Origin of the sequence: Pseudomonas sp. B21-012, from assembly GCF_024749305.1 — a bacterium.
GTDB lineage: Bacteria > Pseudomonadota > Gammaproteobacteria > Pseudomonadales > Pseudomonadaceae > Aquipseudomonas.
The window spans coordinates 907,559-928,997 of sequence record NZ_CP087197.1 but is presented as its reverse complement, the minus strand read 5'-3'; the positions used below and the strand labels follow the sequence as shown (position 1 = coordinate 928,997).

Annotated in this window: 19 protein-coding genes and 4 pseudogenes; 9 read left to right on the top strand and 14 right to left on the bottom strand. The window is 59.7% G+C overall.

Going from position 1 to position 21,439, the window contains the following annotated elements:
* Positions 1-28: 28 nt before the first annotated feature.
* From folM to LOY37_RS04140, 3 genes are read left to right on the top strand one after another with little or no spacing between them, the layout of a single operon-like run.
* Positions 29-727 (top strand): dihydromonapterin reductase, encoded by a 699-nt coding sequence (folM, locus tag LOY37_RS04150; protein ID WP_258716355.1) that lies wholly within the window; start codon positions 29-31, stop codon positions 725-727.
* A 24-nt stretch (positions 728-751) separates the two neighbouring features.
* Positions 752-1,048 carry a DUF1244 domain-containing protein gene (locus LOY37_RS04145; protein WP_045196092.1) on the top strand — a complete coding sequence of 99 codons (297 nt, stop codon included), beginning with the start codon at positions 752-754 and terminating at the stop codon, positions 1,046-1,048.
* The gene (locus LOY37_RS04140; protein ID WP_258716354.1) at positions 1,041-1,382 is read left to right on the top strand and encodes a HopJ type III effector protein; all 342 of its coding nucleotides are present in this window, start codon (positions 1,041-1,043) and stop codon (positions 1,380-1,382) included. The genes LOY37_RS04145 and LOY37_RS04140 overlap by 8 nt, the downstream gene beginning before the upstream one ends.
* Here the strand turns inward: LOY37_RS04140 and LOY37_RS04135 are convergent.
* The 8 genes and pseudogenes from LOY37_RS04135 to LOY37_RS04105 all read right to left on the bottom strand — a co-directional run bounded on the left by LOY37_RS04135 (position 1,366) and on the right by LOY37_RS04105 (position 10,432).
* A complete protein-coding gene (locus LOY37_RS04135; RefSeq protein ID WP_258716353.1) occupies positions 1,366-2,310 on the bottom strand; it encodes an alpha/beta fold hydrolase in 945 nt (314 codons plus the stop codon). The genes LOY37_RS04140 and LOY37_RS04135 overlap by 17 nt on opposite strands.
* 9 nt (positions 2,311-2,319) lie before the next feature.
* Positions 2,320-3,006 (bottom strand): GNAT family N-acetyltransferase, encoded by a 687-nt coding sequence (locus LOY37_RS04130; protein WP_045196087.1) that lies wholly within the window; start codon positions 3,004-3,006, stop codon positions 2,320-2,322.
* 181 nt (positions 3,007-3,187) lie between these two features.
* Positions 3,188-4,402, bottom strand: coding sequence for an enoyl-ACP reductase FabV (fabV, locus tag LOY37_RS04125; protein ID WP_123564434.1), 1,215 nt, complete (start codon positions 4,400-4,402; stop codon positions 3,188-3,190).
* A gap of 171 nt (positions 4,403-4,573) precedes the next feature.
* Positions 4,574-5,278, bottom strand: coding sequence for a methyl-accepting chemotaxis protein (locus LOY37_RS27515; protein WP_408980721.1), 705 nt, complete (start codon positions 5,276-5,278; stop codon positions 4,574-4,576).
* A 150-nt stretch (positions 5,279-5,428) separates the two neighbouring features.
* A pseudogene (locus tag LOY37_RS27510) lies at positions 5,429-5,635 on the bottom strand (HAMP domain-containing protein); the annotation flags it as partial.
* A gap of 1,122 nt (positions 5,636-6,757) precedes the next feature.
* Positions 6,758-7,591 carry a regulatory signaling modulator protein AmpE gene (gene ampE, locus LOY37_RS04115; RefSeq protein WP_045196081.1) on the bottom strand — a complete coding sequence of 278 codons (834 nt, stop codon included), beginning with the start codon at positions 7,589-7,591 and terminating at the stop codon, positions 6,758-6,760.
* A complete protein-coding gene (gene ampD / locus LOY37_RS04110) occupies positions 7,588-8,154 on the bottom strand; it encodes a 1,6-anhydro-N-acetylmuramyl-L-alanine amidase AmpD (RefSeq protein ID WP_258716351.1) in 567 nt (188 codons plus the stop codon). The genes ampE and ampD overlap by 4 nt, the downstream gene beginning before the upstream one ends.
* Positions 8,155-8,233: 79 nt before the next feature.
* Positions 8,234-10,432, bottom strand: a complete 2,199-nt coding sequence (locus LOY37_RS04105; protein ID WP_258716350.1) for a DUF1631 domain-containing protein — start codon at positions 10,430-10,432, stop codon at positions 8,234-8,236.
* Between the two features lie 253 nt (positions 10,433-10,685).
* Between LOY37_RS04105 and nadC the strand changes: the two genes are divergently transcribed.
* Positions 10,686-11,534 (top strand): carboxylating nicotinate-nucleotide diphosphorylase, encoded by an 849-nt coding sequence (gene nadC / locus LOY37_RS04100; protein ID WP_258716349.1) that lies wholly within the window; start codon positions 10,686-10,688, stop codon positions 11,532-11,534.
* Positions 11,535-11,596: 62 nt separating this feature from the next.
* Here nadC and trxB read toward each other — a convergent pair whose 3' ends face one another.
* Positions 11,597-12,559 carry a thioredoxin-disulfide reductase gene (gene trxB / locus LOY37_RS04095; RefSeq protein WP_045196073.1) on the bottom strand — a complete coding sequence of 321 codons (963 nt, stop codon included), beginning with the start codon at positions 12,557-12,559 and terminating at the stop codon, positions 11,597-11,599.
* 135 nt (positions 12,560-12,694) lie between these two features.
* On the bottom strand, positions 12,695-13,294 hold the full coding sequence (locus LOY37_RS04090; protein WP_038993853.1) for a peroxiredoxin: 600 nt from the start codon (positions 13,292-13,294) through the stop codon (positions 12,695-12,697).
* A gap of 271 nt (positions 13,295-13,565) precedes the next feature.
* Here LOY37_RS04090 and cysZ point away from each other — a divergent pair, with 271 nt between their 5' ends.
* From cysZ to LOY37_RS04075, 3 genes are all read left to right on the top strand, one after another.
* The gene (gene cysZ / locus LOY37_RS04085) at positions 13,566-14,333 is read left to right on the top strand and encodes a sulfate transporter CysZ (protein WP_258716348.1); all 768 of its coding nucleotides are present in this window, start codon (positions 13,566-13,568) and stop codon (positions 14,331-14,333) included.
* 51 nt (positions 14,334-14,384) lie between these two features.
* Positions 14,385-15,125 carry a DUF6538 domain-containing protein gene (locus LOY37_RS04080; RefSeq protein ID WP_258716347.1) on the top strand — a complete coding sequence of 247 codons (741 nt, stop codon included), beginning with the start codon at positions 14,385-14,387 and terminating at the stop codon, positions 15,123-15,125.
* A 59-nt stretch (positions 15,126-15,184) separates the two neighbouring features.
* A protein-coding gene (locus tag LOY37_RS04075) for an IS3 family transposase (RefSeq protein ID WP_258716346.1) occupies positions 15,185-16,347 on the top strand; the annotation gives its coding sequence in 2 pieces (ribosomal slippage) (positions 15,185-15,437 and positions 15,437-16,347; 1,164 coding nt in all).
* Between the two features lie 50 nt (positions 16,348-16,397).
* Here the strand turns inward: LOY37_RS04075 and LOY37_RS04070 are convergent.
* A complete protein-coding gene (locus tag LOY37_RS04070) occupies positions 16,398-17,132 on the bottom strand; it encodes a hypothetical protein (protein ID WP_258716345.1) in 735 nt (244 codons plus the stop codon).
* Between the two features lie 516 nt (positions 17,133-17,648).
* Between LOY37_RS04070 and LOY37_RS04060 the strand changes: the two genes are divergently transcribed.
* Positions 17,649-18,452, top strand: a complete 804-nt coding sequence (locus LOY37_RS04060) for a hypothetical protein (RefSeq protein WP_258716343.1) — start codon at positions 17,649-17,651, stop codon at positions 18,450-18,452.
* Positions 18,453-18,645: 193 nt separating this feature from the next.
* Here the strand turns inward: LOY37_RS04060 and LOY37_RS04055 are convergent, their stop codons facing one another.
* Positions 18,646-19,122 carry a hypothetical protein gene (locus LOY37_RS04055; protein WP_258716342.1) on the bottom strand — a complete coding sequence of 159 codons (477 nt, stop codon included), beginning with the start codon at positions 19,120-19,122 and terminating at the stop codon, positions 18,646-18,648.
* 605 nt (positions 19,123-19,727) lie between these two features.
* On the opposite strand from LOY37_RS04055, the pseudogene LOY37_RS04050 reads away from it, so the two are divergent.
* A pseudogene (locus LOY37_RS04050) lies at positions 19,728-19,925 on the top strand (EI24 domain-containing protein); the annotation flags it as partial.
* Positions 19,926-19,964: 39 nt separating this feature from the next.
* Here LOY37_RS04050 and LOY37_RS27505 read toward each other — a convergent pair.
* A pseudogene (locus LOY37_RS27505) lies at positions 19,965-20,324 on the bottom strand (methyl-accepting chemotaxis protein); the annotation flags it as partial.
* A 231-nt stretch (positions 20,325-20,555) separates the two neighbouring features.
* Positions 20,556-21,191: pseudogene (locus LOY37_RS27500) on the bottom strand (PAS domain-containing protein); the annotation flags it as partial.
* Positions 21,192-21,439: the final 248 nt, after the last annotated feature.

Here is a 21,439-nt window from a genome sequence, read left to right as displayed (position 1 = left end):
GAACCAGTAAAAGTTGACCGCCCCCACCATGAACAGCCCAATTCTTGTCACCGGAGCCAGCCAGCGAGTCGGGCTGGCGCTGGCCCTGAACCTGGCGCAGGCCGGCCATACCGTGGTCAGCGCCAGCCGCAGCAAAAGCCCCGAGGCCGCGCACCCGAACATCATCCAGTTCCAGGCCGACCTGTGCCAGGAAGCCGACCGCCTGGCCCTGATCGGGCACCTGCAAAGCAATTACGACGGCTTGCGGGCGATCGTGCACAACGCCTCGTTGTGGCTCGACGATGACCTGGCCAACCTCAACACCATGTTCAAGCTGCACGTCGAGGCGCCCTACCACCTGAACCTGGCCCTCGGCGCGCAACTGGCCAAAGTCGACAAAGCCGACATCATCCATATCTGCGACGAGACCTCCTCGCGCGGCAGCGGCAGCCATATCGGCTATGCCGCCACCAAGGCCGCGCTGCAGAACATGGTGCTGTCGTTCGCGGCCAAGTACGCGCCGAGCATTCGCGTCAACGCGATCCTCCCGGGCTTGCTGATCCTCAAGGAAAACAGCGACGAGGCCTACCGCCAGCAGACCCTGAAAAAGGCCCTGCTGGAATTCGAGCCCGGCGCCCAGCCGCTGATCGATGCCGTGCGTTTTCTGCTCGACAGCCAGTACAGCACCGGCAGCAACCTGGTCATCAACGGTGGCCGCCACCTGAAAAACCGCATCGCGGTAGACTGAACTACCGCTGTCACGAGAACGTCCATGAACGATCAACAGAAACTCGAACTTGAAGCCGCCGCCTTCCGCCGCCTGGTTGCCCACCTGGACAGCCGCAAGGACGTGCAGAACATCGACCTGATGAACCTCGCCGGCTTCTGCCGCAACTGCCTGTCCAAATGGTACAAGGCCGCCGCCGACGAAAAGCAGATCGAGCTGAGCATGGATGAGGCCCGCGAGGTGGTCTACGGCATGCCTTACGCCGAATGGAAATCCCTTTACCAGCAAGAAGCCAGCGCCGAACAACAAGCGGCGTTCGCCAAAGGAAAACCCAATGACTGACCTGAGTACCCTGCGCGCCAGCCTGAAATCCGGTGAGCATGTCTTCGCCGACACCCTGGCCTTCATCGCCGCCAACTACAGCTACCAGCCGCAAGCCTTCACCAACGGCGGCGTCGACAACGCAGCCGGGCAGAACGAAGGTTCGTGCAAGACTCTGGGCCTGGCCCTGCTTGAAGGCCTGAGCGATGACGAAGCCCTGCTGGCGTTCGGCGAGCACTACCGCTCGGTGCTGGCCACCCCGCAAGGCAGCGACCACAGCAACATTCGCGCGCTGATCGAGCATGGCCTGGCGGGCGTCAAGTTCGCCGCCCAGCCGCTCAAGCGCCTGGGCTGATCAAGCGCCCTGGCGTGCCTTCGGCCAGTTGCCCGTGCTGCAACCAGTGCAGGGCAATTGGCCACAGCCGGTCCTGGAAGCGGCTGTGGAAAAAGGCGAAATGACCGATCCGGGCCTCATCGATATCCCCCGGGGCGATGCGCAGATGGCTGCGCTCACTGGCCTCGAAGTACGCCAATAAGCGCTCGATCGCCGCCACCGTGCCAAACGGGTCGTCACTCAGGCTGATGGCCAGGGTTTGTGCCCTGACCCGGGCGAAGGGCAATTCACCCAGCGCCCGGCCACTGGGGCGCTGTTCATACGCGCCAGTGCGTGTGCTCCAGTCCTCTACCACTCCCGCCGGGGTGTCCTCCAGCCAGCCCAGGCGCTTGCCGGGAAAGTAACCGAACACGCGGGTCAGCAACGGCATCAGCACGTGCCATTTGCCGAACAGTTGCCAGCGGCTGTCGGCGGCATAGTCGCGCCAGTAAGCAAACTGCGCGCCCACTGTGACCAGCCGGCGCAATTGCCCCGCCGAAGGCGCCAGCCCCGCCGCGCAACCGCCAAAACTGTGGCCGACCACATCGATGGGCTGGCCGCGGAACTCGCGCTGGGCACGTTGCAGGATGGCTTCGAAATCCAGCACGCCCCAGTCGCTCCAGGACGCCTGGAAATGGCGCATGGACGCCGGACGCGACTCACCGATGCCACGATAGTCATAGGTGATGACATCCAGGCCATGGCCGAACAGGTACTGGGCAAAACGGGCGTAGTAGCTGCAGCGCACTGACGTGGCGGCATTGATGATCACCAGCGGGCGCGTGGCGTCCGGCACCTGCTGGCGCCAACAGAAACCGCCGAGGGCATAGCCATCGGCGGTGATCTCACGAAAGGCCTCGCCGCGGTTGCTGGCAACGGGCAAAGCCGGGAATGCTTCGAGACTGCTCATCGACCTCTGTCATGCCGAAGCCGCTACCCGCGGTGCAGGGACCTTGCGCAAACCGCTCAGTCGCGAGCCATCGTAGCGGGTTTCACGGAACAGGCGCCAGCGTCCGAACAGGCCATACACGTGCATCACCCGCCCCTGCTCGTGATAGCCCATGCGCAGATGCAGCTTGAGCGCCGGAATGTTGTGGGTTTCGCAGACGTCCACCACCTTGTGGCAGCCCTTTTCCCGCATGGCTTCCCACAAATTGACCTGGGCATCCACCGACAGTCGGGTGCCAAAGAAGGCACGGGTCATCTCTCCGCCGAACTCAAAGAACTCGCCGGGCTTCACCGGGAAGGTACAGCCGTAGTAATGACGGTCGTGATAGTCGCGCATGCTGGCAAAAATAAACGCCACGGCGTCGCCCTGCTCGTCCAGGTACATGTGCCCGGTGTGACCTTCGGCGGCCAGTTCGCGCATGGTCTGCACGCGGTCGCCAAAATAGCGGGCGAAGGCATCGGCGTTGTCCGTGGTGATTTGCACCAGGCGCACCGCAGGATGCTCACGCAGATTGTGCGGCGGTACCGGGCTGATCAAGTCGCGCTCCATCCACAGCAACTCCCAATGGAAGAAGATGTAGCGCTCACACAGGGTTTTGAGGACCTTTTGCAGACCCTTTTGCCTGATCCGCTCTTTTAGTTTTTGCAGTCCACTCATGGTGCCTCCTGTCGAAACCTTGACGGTTTAAAGGGCATTTGAATGAGTGGTATAGATCAGTGCCGAGGAGGGGGTAGCAAAAGGCCACTGACATACTTGTTTCAAATTGTGTTTCGAGTTTGAAACTGTTGCCGCACCCGAGGAAAAACAGGTGCGACAACAAAGAGTTAGCAACGCCTAATTACAGCTCGACGCAGTCGAACCGTACGTCGGTAGCCACATCGGCGTCGTAGTCAACATCCTGACGCTCAAAACCGAACAGGTTGAGGAACTGCTTCTTGTAACCGGCGTAGTCGGTCATTTCGAACAGGTTCTCGGTGGTCACCTGCGGCCACAGGGCCTTGCAGGCATCCTGTACGTCGTCACGCAGTTCCCAGTCGTCCAGGCGCAGGCGGCCTTTCTCGTCCAGCTGCGGCGCAGCACCGTCCGCACGGTACATACGGTCACGGAACATGCGATCCAGTTGATCCTGGGTTCCTTCGTGAACGCCCTTTTCCTGCATGATCTTGAAGACCATCGACAGGTACAGCGGCATTACCGGAATGGCCGAGCTGGCCTGGGTAACCACCGACTTGAGCACCGCCACGTTGGCGCTGCCACCGACCTTTTTGCTCAGGCGCAGGGCAGTTTCGTCCAGGTCCTGCTTGGCCTTGCCCAGGGCACCATGCCAGTAGATCGGCCAGGTGATCTCGGTGCCGATGTAGCTGAAGGCCACGGTGCGCGCTTGCGGCGCCAGAACACCGGCGGCGTTCAGGGCGTCGATCCACAGCTCCCAGTCCTGGCCGCCCATGACGGTGACGGTGTCGGCAATTTCCTGTTCGGTAGCCGGCTCGATGGACGCCTCGATGATGGTGTCCTTGTTGGTGTCGATGGCGGTCGACTTGTACGGCTGGCCGATTGGCTTGAGCGCCGAGCGAACCAGCTCGCCTGCGCGCTCACCGGCCGAGGCAGGCAGTTTGCGCACTGGCGAGGCCAGCGAGTAGATCACCAGGTCGACCTGGCCGCCCATTTCGTTCTTGATCAGCTCGATGACCTTGGCCCGCGCTTCGTCAGAGAAGGCATCGCCATTGATCGACTTGCTGTACAGGCCTTCGGCCTTGGCGAACTTGTCGAAGGCGGCAGCGTTGTACCAGCCCGCGGTGCCGGCCTTGGTTTCAGTGCCCGGTTTTTCGAAGAACACGCCCAGGGTGTCGGCCTTGAAACCGAACGCTGCGGTGATGCGCGCTGCCAGGCCGTAGCCGCTGGATGCACCGATCACCAGTACTTTTTTCGGACCATCCTCGCGCACGCCCAGCTTGCGGGTGGCTTCGATCTGATCACGTACGTTCAGCTCGCAACCGGTCGGGTGCGTAGTGGTGCAGATAAAACCGCGGACTTTGGGATGGATGATGGCCAATGTCTGTACCTCGTCAGTGAATTTGCTGAGGGAGCCGAATCGCGTGGACTCGAGGTTCCGTTTGCTGTGAGGGTGAGACTACACCCGCAGCGTTGCCGACACATCCGGCTCCCTGGAATCCTGCAGGGCGCTACTTTGTCACAGCGCGGAAAACTTCAGCAACCGCTGATCTCAGACCCGGAACGCACCGATCAGACGCTTGAGTTCCAGCACCTGGGTCGACAGCTGGCGGCTGGCATCCTCGGTCTGGTGCGCGCCCTGGGTGGTGTTTTCCGCCGCCCGGTTGATCTCGACGATGTTCTGGTCGATGTCATGGGCCACCGCCGTCTGCTGCTCCACTGCGGCGGCGATCTGCTGGTTCTGGTCGACGATACTGCCGATGGCGCCAAGGATGTTCTCCAGCGCCTGCTGCACCTGTTGCGACTCGCCGACGGTGCCCGAGGCCATCTGATGGCTGCTGTCCATGGCCTTGACAGCAGCCCCTACCCCGCCTTGCAGGCGCGAGATCATCTGCTCGATCTCCTCGGTGGAGTGCTGGGTGCGCTTGGCCAGGGTCCGCACTTCATCGGCGACCACGGCAAAGCCACGGCCCTGCTCGCCCGCCCGGGCCGCTTCGATAGCAGCGTTGAGGGCCAGCAGGTTGGTCTGCTCGGCGATGCTCTTGATCACCTCCAGCACCCGGCTGATGGCCTTGCTGTCGCTGGCCAGCTGGTTGATCACCGCCACCGACTGGTCGATTTCGCCGGCCAGGCGGGCGATATTGCCCTGCTGAGTTTGCACCAGGCCGCGGCCGCTGACAGTTTCGCGGTTGACGCCGTGGGCGCTGTTGACTGCCGCCGCGGCGCTGCGCGCTACCTCCTGGGCGGTGGCCGACATCTGGTTCATGGCCGTGGCCACCTGTTCGATCTGCCCACGCTGGCCGCTGACCGCCTGGTTGCTGCGCGCCGACACCGCGTGCACCTGCTCGGCCTGGCGCTCGACCTCGGCGACGGTTTGGCCGACCTGTTCGATCAGGTCATGAATGCGCCGCACGGTGCCGTTGAATACCTGGCCCAACTCACCCAGTTCATCGCGGCTGCTGGCCTGGAAGTTCACCGTCATGTCACCGGCAGCGACTTTGTCCATCACCGCGCCGAGGCTTTTGAGGGTGTTGCGGGTCGAGGCGTAGAAGCCGCTGTAGAGGTAGACAATCAGCAGGAACACCGCGGCCAGCGCGCAGACCTGCAGGATCATGTGCGAGCGGTGTTCCGCCAGGCGTTGCTCGAGCTGGTGGCCGAGGAACTCGCCAACGGCGCTGTTGAGCGTGTAGGTCTGGGCCATCAAACCGCTGAACTGCTTGTAGAACCCCGGCCAGGGCGCGTCGAGGGTGTCGGCGACCACGACCTGCTCCTCGATCAGTTCACTGGCCTGCTTGAGCGACGCCTGGCTGCTGCTGGCCAGGCTGCCCAGCCGCGCTTGCGCGCCGGGTTCGGTAGCCAGCGCTTCATCCAGGCGGATGGCGTAGTCGGCGCCGAGTTTTTCCAGCTTCTGCAGCAGGTCATCGAAGCGTGCGCTGGACGCCGAATTGACAAAGCCCTGGCCCAGCGAATACGAGCCGATCGCCCGTCCCTCGCCGAGGGTCTGGGTCACCTGCGCAGTGACCGTGGTCATCAGTTCACTGAGCTGGCGAATCGCCGAGTCACTGTCCTGGCTGAGCCCGGCCTGGCTGGCAACCACTTTGCTGAGCACCTGGGCCTGGCCCAGCAGCTTGTCGAAAAACGCCACCTTGCTGGACAGCGAAGACTCGCCCTGGGCCGCCTTGAGGGTCTCGAGCATCTCGCTGCGCTTGTCATCAAAAGCCTTGACCTGTGCTTCATCGCCGCTCATTGCCGCCAAGGCGGACAGGCGCCGCTGCACCTGTTGCTCGACGCCGGCTATCTGCGTCTCGAGATCCGCAGCCTTGCCCGATTGGCCGAGCACGGCATTGATCTGCACCAGGTTGCCGAGGGCTTCCACCTCGCCGCGCAGGGCCAGGCTGCTGGCCAGCAACTCCAGGCTCTGCAGCTCGGTGCGGGTGGCGTGGAACTGCGCATAGGAATCGCGGACCAGGTAGTAGTTGGTCACCAGCATGGGCAGGAAAAACAGGATACTGATCAGGCTGAACTTCATCCCGAAGCTCAGTCGGTTCATCAACGCGATGGCCGGATACAACAGGCTGTTCACAGGTGGCGCCCTCCGATTCTTATTGTTCTGCGCACAGTGGCACAAGGCCACTGAGTGTATTCAGCAGCACCTGTATAGCGCATATCGGATCGGGGGTTTGTAACTTAAGGTTAACCGGCTGCGGAGCGACCAACGGCCGCTCCGACACGACTCTTAGCCAAGCACGGTCCACAGGGCGAAACAGGCGTACCAGAGCACTGCCGAGCGCAGCAGCAACTCCCACAGGTTATCCAGCCCGAGCAGACCATCGGGGCCTGCCGACGTGCTGGCCGGCAAATCACCGGCTACACGGCCAACTGTGCTGATCAAGCCGGCAGCACTGATGTGCCAGTTGAGCAGTTCGTGCAGCATCACCCGGCTGACCGCGACGAAGTTGCCAACCAGGGCAAAACTCACGCCCAGCACGCGCACCGGCGCCCAGTCAAAGGCGTGGCGCAGTTGCAAGGCATGCTCGCGCAACGCAGGGGTGCGCCCATGTTCGGCGGTCAGCGCCAATAGCCGATAGGCCAGGGCAGCCGCCGGGCCGAGCAGGAAGTACCAGAAAATCACCGCGAAAAAGCTCTGGTAGGCCTGCCACAACAGGTTGCCCTGCACCCGCTCCAGCAGTGCCTGGGCATCGTCGGCGGTAAGGCCCAGGTCGCGCTCGGCGACATGCACCGCCGCTTGCTCGTCACCACGGCGCCAGGCATCGCGAAACGGTCCTTGCGCGGCCTTGATGTCGCCACGACCGAGGCTGTAGATCAGCACCAGCAAGTGCACCGGCAAGGCCAGCAAACCGTAGGCCACCGGCTCCAGCACGTGCAGCAGCAAGGCCAGCAGGCCCACCGGCAGCAACACCAGGATGCCCAACACCCACCAGGGGTGGCGTCTGCCGTCACGCTCCAGGCGCGCAAGCTCGGTGACGAAAAAACCGTCGCGTTGCAGGCGCTGGCGCAGGGCCGAGAACTTCTCGAACCACAGCACCAGCAACAGCACCAGAAAACTCATGGGTGTTCCTCCTTGTCCTTGAGGCCGGCGCGGTAGCGCGGCCAGTCAAATGCATCACCAGGGTCGGTCTTGCGTCCCGGGGCAATGTCGCTGTGGCCCTGAATCCGTTCAGTGCCAATGGCTGGCCAGGCAGCCTGGATCTGCCGGGTCAATGTTTGTAGCGCCTGATACTGGGCATCGGTGAAAGGCTGTTCATCAGTGCCTTCAAGCTCGATACCGATGGAAAAGTCGTTGCATGCCTCACGCCCGTCGAAACAGGACACCCCGGCATGCCAGGCGCGGTCCAGACAAGAGACAAACTGAGTGACCTTGCCGTCACGTTCGATGAGAAAGTGCGCCGACACGCGCAGGTGCTGGATACCTTCGAAATACGGGTGTTCGCTGGCATCCAGGCGGTTCTGGAAAAATTCCTGGACCTTGCCGGTACCGAACTGCGCTGGCGGCAAGCTGATGTTGTGGATAACCAGCAGGGAGATGACTTCGCCCTCGGCGCGGGCATTGCAGTTGGGCGAGGGACAGTGGCAAACGCCGGCGAACCAGCCAGTAGCGCGGTCCAGTTGCATAGAAAATCCTGAGACACGGGGGCACTGGCTCAGTATGCCCCGTGGTGACGCGGGATGCATCGTTAAAACGCGCAGGAAACTAGCGTGCCTGCGCCTGGCGTAACTGGCTGAGCACAGAGTCCAGGGCCCGGTCGAACAGCAGGGTGTCGTCCAGCTGGCGCACATGCCCGCGGCGCAAGGCCACGGCCAGGGCCATGCGCGACCATTCGCGGACCTTGAGGCCGGTGCGGTTGACGAAGATGAAACGGTCGGTGCTGTCGATCTGGGCAATCAGCTTGCAGCGCTGCACCTCGTCTTCATCGAGCAGCTCGACCCAGGCACCGATGCGCAGGCGCTCGACCTGCAGCAATGCCGGGTCGTCATCGGCCAGGCGTACCTGGGCTGCTTGCGGCTCGCCGGCCTCAGGCGCGCGCAGGACGATTTCATCAAGCACCAGCACCCGCTCGCTGACGTCGTTGGGCACCACCCGCCCACCGACCACCGGCGTATCGAACATCTGCACATGGAGAATTTCAAGCTGGGCAAAGAACTCGCTGGTGGCAAACGGATCGAACGCGGCGCTGGCCAGGCCATCGCGCAAGGCCTTGAGCAGGCCCGGCACCAGCTCCAGCAGGCGCAGGCGCGCTGCGTCTTCAGTGTGCGGTTGCACGCTCCAGATCAGCTCATCCATGGTCTCCAGGGCTTCGAGCCACTGGCTGGAGGTGTCGCCATGCTTGAGGCAGGCCAGCAACAGCACCTGGCTCCAGGCCTCTTCAAGCAAGCGCACCACCACCCGCGGCAGCGAGCGGCCAAGCAGGCGCCGGTTGAGCTCCTGCTGCACCCGCTGACGGGCCAGGGCAGTACGTGCGCGGCCTTCTTCGGCGTCGCGGGTGCGTTGTTCGAGCAGCTCATTGCGACGTCGCTCATCACTGCTGAAGGCGAGAAATTCGGCGAGTAGTTCGGAAAATATCGCCGGATCGTCGACAAAGTCGCTGAGCAGGCGCTGGATGATTTTTTCTACCCGCAGGTACAGGCTGTCGCGCTGGCAATCATCGCTGGCGCCCCAGCCCATGGCCGCCGTGGCGATTTCGTTGAGCAGGCGCCGGGCCGGATGGCTGCTGCGGCTGAAAAAACTCTTGTCGAGGACCGCGACCTTGAGCATCGGGATTTGCATGCGGCCGATCAGGGCGCGCAGTGAACGCGGCAGGTTGCGATCGGCGAGGATGAACTCGAAGAGCATGGCGATCAGGTTGATGACATCTTCGTCGACCACCTCGATCTTGCGGTAGGTGCCGCTCTTTACGCTGACCCGGGTCAGCAACTGTTCAAGCTGCTGGTGCAGGTCGAAGTCATCGGTCTGCGCTGTCGGCGGCACGTAATGCTGCAGGTGCGAAAGCAGGCGCAACAGGTCACGGGTGCTGATCGCCTGGACCTGCTCACAGGCCTCCAGGCGCGGGGCAACTCGCCCGCGCACCGGCGACAGCAGCGCCTGCAACGAGGCAAATACCGCCTGGCCGTTGGCATCCAGCGGATCACTGGGCGATTGCTGGTCGGTTGTGCTGGCCGCAGCCTCGCGCTCAGCCGGCGGGCGGTCCTGGGCGCGGCGTCGCGGCACGGCCTTGAGTTCGGGCAACACGCCGGTGGCAATCAGCAACTGGTTGGCCTCGCCGTACAACTGGTCGGCATCGTGCAGCACATAGCGCTCAAACAATTTGAGGATGATCAGCTTGACCTTGATGCCCACGCCCAGGCTGCGCCCGGCGCGCAAAAAATAATCGCACAGCATCGCCGGGCCCAGCGGGTTGCGCGGATCGTCCAGGGCCTGGCCGACCAGGGCGCTGAAGCGCAAGGTCAACTGGTTGAGGGCGATTCCGTCGCGGGCCAGCACCCGCGCGACCATGGCATCCAGGGCCACGGTACGTTCCAGCTCGTCATTGGCCACCAGCGCCAGGCGGTCGTAGCCATGGCTGTGCAGGGCCGGCAGGGCATCGGGCTGGCCGATCTGCACGAACGCTTCATAGAAATGGTCGAGGTAACCGCGCTCGATGTTCTTGCGCTTGAGGCGCAGGTCGCGCATGGCTTCGAAAAGGATGTTCTGTTCAACGTTGCTCGCGGCCTTGTCGGCCATCTCGAACAGGGTGTCGTCGGCGTTGTCGAACAACGCCTGCAGGCCCTGGCGCAGTTGCAGCGCGGCCTTGTCACGTACCTGCAGAAGCACCACCGGCAGACGAGCGAGGGGCGCTGTGTGCGCCTGATCGGTGATGGCCTTGATCGGCACCACCTTCCCGTCGTTGTGCATCCTGGTCTCCTTGCAGGTTCGATTTTGAGCTTTTTAGCGGTCGTCAAAGCTATGACGCCAAATACAAGGCGCATTATCGAGTAAAAACCTCCTGCTCGCCAGTGCGCACATGCCGCTGCTGATAGACCGGTGCATGGACAAAAAGCTCAGTTGGCCTGACCAAAGGTCAAGCTTTGGCCGCCACTACAGTGTTTGCTGCAAGCGCGGGCTGCCCTGCCCTATAATCGCCAGCACTTAGCTTGTGGAGCCCGCCATGCCGAATTTACGCCTCGCCGACCTGACCGCCGAAATCGAAGCCAACGTGCGCCGTGCGTTGCTTGAAGACATCGGCAGTGGCGACATCACCGCCCAGTTGATCCCGGCCGAGCGCCTGGCCAAGGCCACCATCATTACCCGCGATGACTGCGTGATTGCCGGCACGGCCTGGGTCGACGCGGTGTTCCGCCAGCTCGACCCACGGGTTGCGGTGCACTGGCAGGTCAAGGATGGCGAGCGCGCCAGCGCCAACCAGGTACTGTTCCACCTTGAAGGCCCGGCCCGATCCTTGCTCAGTGGCGAGCGCTCGGCGCTGAACTTCCTGCAGATGCTTTCGGGCGTTGCCAGCCACGCGCAGTTCCTCGCCGACAAGGTCGCCGACACCCAGGTCAAACTGCTCGACACCCGCAAGACCCTGCCCGGCCTGCGCCTGGCGCAAAAGTACGCGGTCACCTGCGGCGGCTGCCATAACCACCGCATCGGCCTCTACGACGCCTTCCTGATCAAGGAAAACCACATCGCCGCCAGCGGTGGCATCGCCCAGGCGATCAGCGCCGCGCACCGCATTGCCCCGGGCAAGCCGGTAGAAATCGAGGTCGAAAGCCTGGATGAGCTCAAAGAAGCGCTGGAAGCGGGCGCCGACATCATCATGCTCGATGAACTGAGCCTGGACGACATGCGCGAAGCGGTGCGCCTGAATGCCGGCAAGGCCAAGCTGGAAGCCAGCGGCGGGGTGACGGAAAGCACCTTGCGGGTAATCGCCGAAACAGGTGTCGACTACATCTCCATCGGGGCGATGACCAAGGATGTAAAAGCGGTGGACCTGTCCATGCGCCTGAGCCTCTGAGGCAGAATGCAGAGACAAAAAAACCGGCCATCAGGCCGGTTTTTTGTTCACCATCAAACCTGTCAGAGCGCTGCGTTCTGCAGCCCATCCAGGTAACGCTCGACATCCAGCGCGGCCATGCAACCGGCACCGGCCGAGGTGATGGCCTGGCGGTACACGTGGTCAGCCACGTCACCGGCAGCGAACACACCTTCAACGTTGGTCGCGGTGGCGTTGCCGTCACGGCCGCCGTTGACTACCAGGTAGCCGTCTTTCAAGGTCAATTGGCCTTCGAACAGCGAGGTGTTCGGGGTGTGACCAATGGCGATGAACACGCCGTCGACCTTGATTTCGTCGAAGCTGCCGTCGTTGTTCTTCAGGCGCGCACCGGTGACGCCCATGTCGTCGCCCAGCACTTCGTCCAGGGTGGCATTGAGTTTCAGCTCGATCTTGCCTTCGGCCACGCGGGCGTTGAGCTTGTCGATGAGGATCTTCTCGGCACGGAAGGTCTCGCGGCGGTGAACCAGGGTGACCTTGCTGGCGATGTTGGCCAGGTACAGGGCTTCCTCGACGGCGGTGTTGCCACCACCGACCACGGCGACCGGCTTGTTGCGGTAGAAGAAACCGTCGCAGGTCGCGCAGGCGGAAACGCCTTTGCCCATGAACGCTTCTTCCGATGGCAGGCCCAGGTAGCGAGCGCTGGCGCCGGTGGCGATGATCAGCGCGTCACAGGTGTAGGTGGCGCTGTCGCCCTTGAGGGTGTACGGCTTGCTGGCCAGGTCAACGGCGTTGATGTGGTCGAACACCACTTCGGTTTCGAAACGCTCGGCGTGTTCCTGCATGCGTTGCATCAGCGCCGGGCCGGTCAGGCCGTGGGCGTCGCCCGGCCAGTTGTCGACTTCGGTGGTGGTGGTCAGCTGGCCACCAGCTTGCATGCCGGTGATCAGCAGCGGCTTGAGGTTGGCGCGCGCGGCATAGACGGCGGCGCTGTAACCGGCAGGGCCGGAACCGAGGATGATCACTCGCGAATGGCGTACTTCAGACATGTCAGACTCCTTTCGAGCTGGCACTTGCTGGCCAGCATCGTTTTGCCGGGATCGCCGGCTGGAATAAAAAAGAACCTGCGAAGCACTTGGGGAAGGCTTTGGGTCGCAGGTCCTGAAAAGCGTTAAGCCACAGCCTTACAGGCTGGCAGCGTTCTCGGCCAGGTAGTCGGCAACGCCCTTGGCGTCGGCCTTCATGCCTTTCTGGCCCTTGCGCCAGCCGGCCGGGCAGACCTCACCGTGCTGTTCGGTGAACTGCAGGGCTTCGACCAGGCGGATCATCTCGTCGACTTCACGGCCCAGCGGCAGGTTGTTGACCACCTGGTGCTGGACAACGCCTTGCTGGTCGATCAGGAACGAGGCACGCAGGGCCACGCCGTCATCGTGCTCGATACCGTAGGCACGGGTGATCTCGTGCTTGACGTCGGCGACCATGGTGAACTCGACCGCGCCGATACCGCCCTTCTCCACCGGCGTGCTGCGCCAGGCGTGGTGGGTGAACTGCGAGTCGATGGAAACACCGACCACTTCCACACCCAGCTCGCGGAACTTGTCCATGCGGTTGTTGTGAGCAATGATTTCCGACGGGCAGACAAAGGTGAAGTCCAGCGGCCAGAAGAACAGCACGACGTACTTGCCGCGCAGGGAAGAAAGCTTGAAGCTGTCGACGATCGAACCGTCGCCCAACACTGCCGCCGCATCGAAATCAGGGGCTTGCTTGTTGACCAGAATGCTCATGGAAACTCCTTGAAAGTCAGAATTCGAAGGCGTTGAAAAGATGTGCGCACTTTAGCGAGGTGGCAGAGATTAAGGAAATATCCTTAGACAATCCACCTTATAGGCCGGCTCTATTCATCAGCAAAGGCGCGCGCGGTTTATCTATGAGCCCTGGCCGAAGATGCTGCCGAGGTTTTGTTACAGCCCGTTTCTCGCTCTGCGCCGCGCTTTCGCCCGTCGCGCAAACTCGGTAAGGTCAGCGCGTTTGCCTTTACCCGGAGCCTTTCCTTATATGCAAGCCCCTGTCCTCTCTGGCCCACAGTACCTGCGTGAAGGGCTGAAACTGGTCCTGAGCCCGAGCCTGCGCCTGTTCGTGTTGCTGCCGCTGGCAGTCAACCTGCTGCTGTTCGTCGGCCTGATCTACCTGGCCGGCCACCAGTTCAGCCTCTGGGTCGACTCGCTGATGCCCAGCCTGCCGAGCTGGCTGAGCTTTCTCAACTACGTGCTGTGGCCGCTGTTCGTGGTGCTGGTGGGGCTGATGGTGTTCTTCACCTTCACCATGCTGGCCAACATCATTGCCGCACCGTTCAATGGTTTCCTGGCGGAAAAGGTCGAAGTGGTGGTGCGCGGCACCGATGACTTTCCGGCCTTCAGCTGGGCCGAACTCACCGCCATGGTGCCCCGTACCCTGGGCCGCGAGGCGCGCAAACTCGGCTACTTCCTGCCACGGGCGATCGGCCTGTTCATCCTCTCGCTGATCCCGGTGGTGAACATCATCGCCGCGCCGCTGTGGCTGCTGTTCGGGATCTGGATGATGGCCATCCAGTACATCGACTACCCGGCCGACAACCACAAGATGAGCTGGCAGGACATGCTCGCCTGGCTGCGCGAAAAGCGCTGGCAGAGCCTGGGCTTTGGCGGCTCGGTGTACCTGGTGTTGCTGGTGCCGTTCCTCAACATCCTGATGATGCCGGCGGCAGTGGCTGGCGCCACGCTGTTCTGGGTCCGCGAGCGCGGCGAATCCGTCGTCGCAAAGCAGTCCACCCAGACCGTACGTTAACTACGTAAGCAGTGCCCTTTCCCAGCCAACTGATACACAAGGCTGGTACATATGGCACTGATAGCTCAACCATTCAGGCACCCCGACTCGGGCATTTATTACCTCCGACGTAGGGTGCCGGATGACCTCAGGCACATCATCGGCAAGACCGAGATTCGTCGCTCTCTGAATACCCGCCACCACCAGCAAGCGAAGGCAGCGTTTGCCATTGCATATGTAGAGTCGGAACAACTGTTCAATGATGCCCGCCAGGGTCACTACATTGAGCACCATAAACTGAGTGCGCCAGCGAAGCCCCTACCTACCCATTCCCTGCCATCACGCATAGAAGGCTCGGTGAAGCTGTCAGAAGCACTCGCTCGCTACGTCCAGTCCATCTCTATGTCGGGCCGGTCGGAGTACGTTTCTCGTCGCCATGCTGTCGACTACAGCCGTGCTGTTAACCGGTTCATTACGGACATGGGCGACCAACCTATTGCGGCGATCCAGCCTTCGGATATCCATACTTTCGCAGCCAACCTGATCCAGCCCTCTGATGATAAGGTTAAGCCGCTGGCAACCTCATCCACCCGCCTGCTATTGGCAAGGCTGTCATCAGTGATGGCGTTCTCTGTGGACTCCGGCCTGATTGAAATAAATCCTGTAACCGCATCACGCATTCACAAACGTTTGGGATCAGGCAAAGCGAAGCGCCGCTTGGACGATAACCGGGGATACAGTTGGAGCGAACTGGTCACTCTGTTCAGTCATTCTGAGTTTCAACAGCTTCGGACAGCCAAAGGTCGACTGTAGTGGTCTAATGATTCCGGACACCCATTTAGGCGAAAATGCTCGCCATAGAGAGGTGTCTGATGACCAAGCAACGTCGTACCTTTACCCCAGAATTCAAGCGCGAAGCTGCCAGCCTGGTGCTCGACCAGGGCTACAGCCATATCGATGCCGCCCGTTCACTTGGGCTGGTGGAGTCGGCCCTGCGTCGATGGGTTAACCAGCTTCAGGAAGAGCGAAATGGTGTAACTCCGACCAGTAAAGCGCTGACGCCCGAACAGCAAAAAATCCAAGAGCTGGAAGCTCGAATCAATCGGCTGGAACGGGAAAAATCGATCTTAAAAAAGGCCACCGCGCTCTTGATGGCCGAGGAACACGAGCGTTCGCGTTAATTGATCAACTCCGCGCTGAAGAGCCTGTTGATCTGTTGTGCTCGGTATTTGAAGTCACCCGATCTTGCTATTACGCGCACTGCCGCAAGCGCCGATCTCCGGACGTTGAGCGATTGGTTTTACGCAGCCGAGTGAACGAGCTGTTCACTCAAAGCCGCAGCGCGGCGGGCAGCCGAAGCATCATGCTCATGATGCGCGCGGACGGCATAGAGATTGGGCGATTCAAGGTGCGCAAGCTGATGAACGAAATGAAATTGATCAGCAAGCAACCTGGCTCACATGCCTATAAAAAGGCGACGGTGGAGCGGCCGGATATCCCGAACGTGTTGGATCGAGAGTTCACCGTGTCGGCGCCGAATGAGGTCTGGTGCGGTGACATCACGTGTGTCTGGGCTCAAGGTCGCTGGCACTATTTGGCGGCTGTGATCGATCTGTACGCCCGTCGCGTGGTGGGCTGGGCGTTTTCATCGAAGCCTGACGCTGACCTGGTGATCAAGGCTTTGGATATGGCCTATGAGCAGCGTGGTCGGCCTCAGAACGTTCTGTTTCACAGCGACCAAGGAAGCCAGTACGGCAGCCGAGGCTTCCGTCAGCGACTGTGGCGCTATCGCTTCAAACAGAGCATGAGTCGACGTGGAAACTGCCACGACAATGCACCGATGGAACGGTTGTTTCGCAGCCTGAAAACGGAATGGATACCGACCGTGGGCTACATGAGCGCTTCGTTAGCACAGCAGGATATCGGCCGTTTTTTGATGCAGCGCTACAACTGGCAACGGCCACATCAATTTAACAGCGGGCTGGCGCCCGCTGTGGCCGAGGAAAAAGTTAACGCAGTGTCCGGGATTAGTTGACCACTACACTCCCACCAGAGGAATGAGTCAACGGACGCATAGCCGAGGACTTACCCGTGCTGCGTCCCAGCAACCTCTACTCGGACTTCATCGAATCTTATAGGTTTTTCGTCTAACGATGAGTGCAAAGCAAAGTTAATTGCGAATGCCAGTAGAGAGCTGGCTGCTAATAGATAGGGGAATGCGAGGTCAAGAGTTTCACGATGTTTGAACCAAGCTTGGGCTCGATATTTAAATTCCGCCAGGAGTAGCTTGAAGAAATCCCGCCTGCGCCAGCGGTCGCTGTATTCATTTAAATCAAAGTACTCTGTGTAATATATTTCCCCATGATTCTCATCGTACCCGCCAGTCTTAAAGCCGATGCTTCTTTTAAGAATCCCATTTCTTCTGTATATGGGGTTATCTGTGTCGTATTTGTCACCAACGTAAATATCGGCTCTACGCCCAGCCAGTCCAGAAGTTGTTGGCGGCCCATCGTAATCAATATGGTAGACGGTGTAGTCATTTAAAAGTCTCCCAGACCATATCGAGAATAAGTGATTATTATACTTTTCTGAGTAGGAGTAGTACCTGAGCATGCAAGCAATTACTGCCGCAACAAGTAGATATTTCAGCCCTTCATGGTTAGCAAATTCAATTTTAAATATGAAGGTGTTTGCCTCCTTGATCTGGGCTCCACTTGCGACCAGCGCCAGTAGCAATAGGGAGATAAACACCAGGGCTCTACGCTTTGACTGGTATCCTTTATCGTCATCCATTGCTTTTCTGTATTCATCTGCGTTCATAGAATGAATCTATTCTTCCTTGTTGATTTTTGAGTTAAGTTTAACTTAACTCAGGGACTGTGGCGCCAGTCTACACGTTTCATGGCTGGTGCTGGTGCTGCCTTCTGGCTAGTTGCTGCGACGGGTTCAGCGCCGTGCCAGCTAGAGGTATCCTGCTGTAAGCTCCCAGGGCCGTGCATCAATGCCAGTAAAGAGAGTCATTGAAATAGACGACAAGGCCGCTGACGCCCTAGAGTTGCTGATGATGAATCAGACAGCCATGAGAACCGCTTTTGAGGAACTGAACACCTGGATTCGCCAGCGTGGATCGGTGAACGTCGCCGACAATTCGATGGTTGCTTTGCAAACCCTCGACACGAACGCTGGCGCCATATCATCAGCTATAGAACGCCTTCGCAGCTAGCCCGAGGGCAAAAGGTGGATACTAGGCTATATGCTTTCATGCGGCTTAATTTACCCCGACAGGGGTAGATCAATGCAACCTATTTCATAATCGCTGAGCCAAGGATCGTTGAGATGTCAAGGAACAAACGCGACCAGGAAAACAAGACTCCAAGGGATCATTGGATAGTTGGACATTCGTCAGAACTCGTGTCGGAGCTTACTGTAACTTACGACCCTATCACCGGCACTCCGAGCATTAAGGAGCTTGATCCAGCTTCACTTCGGAGCCAAGTATCTCACCCGCGCGATAATGGCAAGGACAAAATAATCTCGTCGATTCCTGTTGACGGATTCGATTACCTGAATGGAGACTTCCTAGCTAGAATGCAACGCCAGTTTGACTACGTCATAGCAGTTGACACAAATACCAGCAAGGAGCGCATTGACGGGCTCAAGGTAAGCGCGTGCCTTATCTGCTGCATAGCTGAGCCACTCGTAAAAATTAAAGATCAGATAAAATATGAACACTTGGCGGCGTATCTCATTCTCGACACGGGGAACGAAGGTAACGCCGAGCGAATTGGCTGGCACCTAGTAACAACTGTGCATTTGAATACGCCATATCTGAAAGGTAAGCGAATTGGCATCGTGACTGACAGCGAACTGGGTGAGCATATTGATATCAACGCAAGAACCAAGCCTTATTATCAAGAACATTTCTTGCCTGCGAACATGTCACTTGTGTACGCCAGGGACAAGGGCGACAACTTCACAAATAAGATGATTCAGATGAACGATACCAATGGCAGGCATTTCATGAAGTTCGTGAAAGAGAAAGGCTTGTCAGCATTGCCGCTCGGCGAAGGGTTACAGATGGGCACTGCGAGATGTTATTACGTCGGGTCTGCAAAGAAAAACAATCGAGTACACACCTGACCGCCACCCACGCAACGCCGGTCATTCTTGGGGTGAGCGATCCCAGCATCGGCACGACTTCGGGCAGGTCCGGGTAGACCAATGGCTACGTACAATCACTACGTACAATCCAGAAACGAAAAAGCCCCGCAGACCTTAATCTGCGGGGCTTCACGTATAGCGGCGGAGAGATAGGGATTCTCAGCCGGTCAGCTCAGCCGTTCCAATGCTGGGCTACAGGTTGTACGTTGACTGCCGCGCTTTGAGGCTTTATGGGGAACTCTGCTGTGCATCCAGTGCAACGGAACTTGCCTCGGGCAGTCCGGTTGTCTTGGAGCGGGTGGATTTCCCTCTTGTTGAAGCAGCTTGGGCATGCGTAATGGGGCGTTTCGTCACTCGAAATGTACACAACAGCACCGCCAGCTGTTTGCGTAAGTTTGTATACGGCTGCTCGTTGCTGCCACGAGTCCGCAGCATCAAGCTTCTTCTTCAGGTCGTCTCGCTCTAGCTGGAGCCTGTGTAGGTCTTCCCGCAGATTGAACATCCCATCTTGCACGTCCCCCAGTTTTTCAAGGACTTCACCGATCTTCGTTTTAGCATCAGCATCCACCTTCCCATCAAACGCAGCCTTGGCGAGTTGTTTGGTTAGGTTGATCGCCTGTACCACGCCGTTGAGTGCTGCAATGTCCATGCTACTGCCCTGTAGTGAATTGGAGCCCTAACATTAGAGTAACCTGGCGGACGCGACTAGTGCCAAGACAGCAAGGGCTGGAGCCTGGCTCGGAGAATTACAGTCGACAAGTATGCCCAGCATGAAGCACCACTTAGGTGTACCTAAACGCTGTCACACTTTGAGATTTTTAGCGAGAAAAGTCTTTTATAATTAAGGAGTTACAGAGTGGATGCAACACCACCAGCCACCTCTGATATCTACCATCCAACTCAATAGCAGTTACCCCGCCTTCCACTGCCTTCGTCAGCCCCTCAACTCACATAAACCATCTGAAGCCAGCATTGAATAAGTCTTTGAGTAGCTCTGCGATTGTCCCAACCGGCACCCCAAAACCATATGTGTCAAACGTGATCGTGCCAGAGGCATGTCGCATGACGACCTGGGCGTGAGTGGTCGGAACTCCTTTGGCTTGCATCCGGTGAGCCAGTAAGTGACGTCGACAGTTAAACACTGCCCTACGTGCGATCTTTTCAAGACATCCACTTAGCTGATACATTTCCCGTTCACTCCCTTGGGAAAGGGCTGTGGTTTACGTGGCCTTCAGACGATGTATAACGCTTTTTCATTACATCGACTACCCGGCCGACAACCACAAGATGAGCTGGCAGGACATGCTCGCCTGGCTGCGCGAAAAGCGCTGGCAGAGCCTGGGTTTTGGTGGCTCGGTGTACCTGGTGCTGCTGGTGCCGTTCCTCAACATCCTGATGATGCCGGCCGCCGTAGCCGGCGCCACCTTGTTCTGGGTGCGCGAGCGTACCTGAAGCAGCGGCGCGTAGCCGCCCGGCTACGCGGCACGTCCATCAGCTCGACAGCTGGTTGGAGAACTGCCCGACCGCATTGACCACCTTCTGCGCACCGTCCTGAATCTCGACGATCACCGTGCCGGTCTGCCCGGCCAGTGACAGGCCCTGCTCGGCCTGGCGCTTGCTGCTGTCGATGATGTCCACCGCCGCCTTGGCCAGTTGTTCGTTCTGTTGCACCACCCGGGCGATTTCCTCGGTGGCGGTGCTGGTGCGCGAGGCCAGTTGCCGGACCTCGTCGGCGACCACGGCAAAGCCTCGGCCCTGCTCGCCGGCACGCGCCGCCTCGATGGCGGCGTTGAGGGCCAGCAGGTTGGTCTGGCCGGCAATGTCGCTGATGGTCTTGATGATCGAGCCGATCACCTGCGACTGTTTGTCCAGCGCTTCGATGCCTTCGGCCGCTTCCTGCATGTAGGTTTCCAGGCCGCGCATGACGTCAACGGTCTGGGTCACCACTTCGGTGGCCTTGCGCGCACAGGCGTCGGTTTCCAGCGAGGTGGTGTAGGCAATGTCGGCGGCCTGGGCCACGGCCGTTTCCTGGTTGACCTGATCGGTGATCACGGTGGCGAACTTGACCACTTTGTAGAGCACGTCGTGGGCATCGATGATCGGGTTGTAAGACGCCTCCAGCCACACCACGCGGCCATGGGCATCAATGCGCTTGAAGCGTTCGGCGACGAATTCACCACGGCGCAGCTTGTCCCAGAACGCGTGATAGCCCACCGAGTTGTACTCTTCCGGCTCGCAGAACAGACGGTGATGCTTGCCCACCACCTGGTCGAGCTTGTAGCCCATGGTCTGCAGGAAGCGCTCGTTGGCGGCCAGCACCTCACCGTTGAGGTTGAACTCAATCACCGCCGTGGAGCGCATCAGCGCCTTGATCAGGCTCTCGTGCTCGCGGGAGGTTTCGATGGTGCGGGTCAGGTCGCTGGAGTGCAGGGTGAAATACTTGATGCGCCCTTCGCTGTTTTTCACCGGCTGCAGGATCGAGCGCAGCCAGGCCTCTTCGCCATTGCCCCGCAGCAGGCGGAAAGCACCATTGAGATGCTCGCTACGGGCAATGGCGTGCTTCATGCGCTGGTAAAAGTCGAGTTGCTTGACGTGCGCCGGGACGATTTCCTCGATGTTGCGGCCAATCAGTTGATGGCTGCTGTAGAGCATCTCTTTTTCGAAATTGCTGTTGACCGATTCGATGCGCCCCTGCGGATCGAGCTGCAGCACCAGCATCTCACTGTCGAGGCTGCACTTTACTTGCTCCACTGATTGCAGTTCTTCGCGCAGCCGGAGGATTTCTTGCTTGAGTTTGCTGTTGAACATGACGCTCTCCCGGAGCGAAATCAGTCATTCGAATGCTTCTGCATCGGCTGGCGGACCTGCAATCTTGAGTCACTTGCTGGGAAATATTTGCGCACCTGAAATCGCCAGTAATCAGGCGTCATCGATCTGTCATTTTGCGGTCATAGAGCGGCAATCGG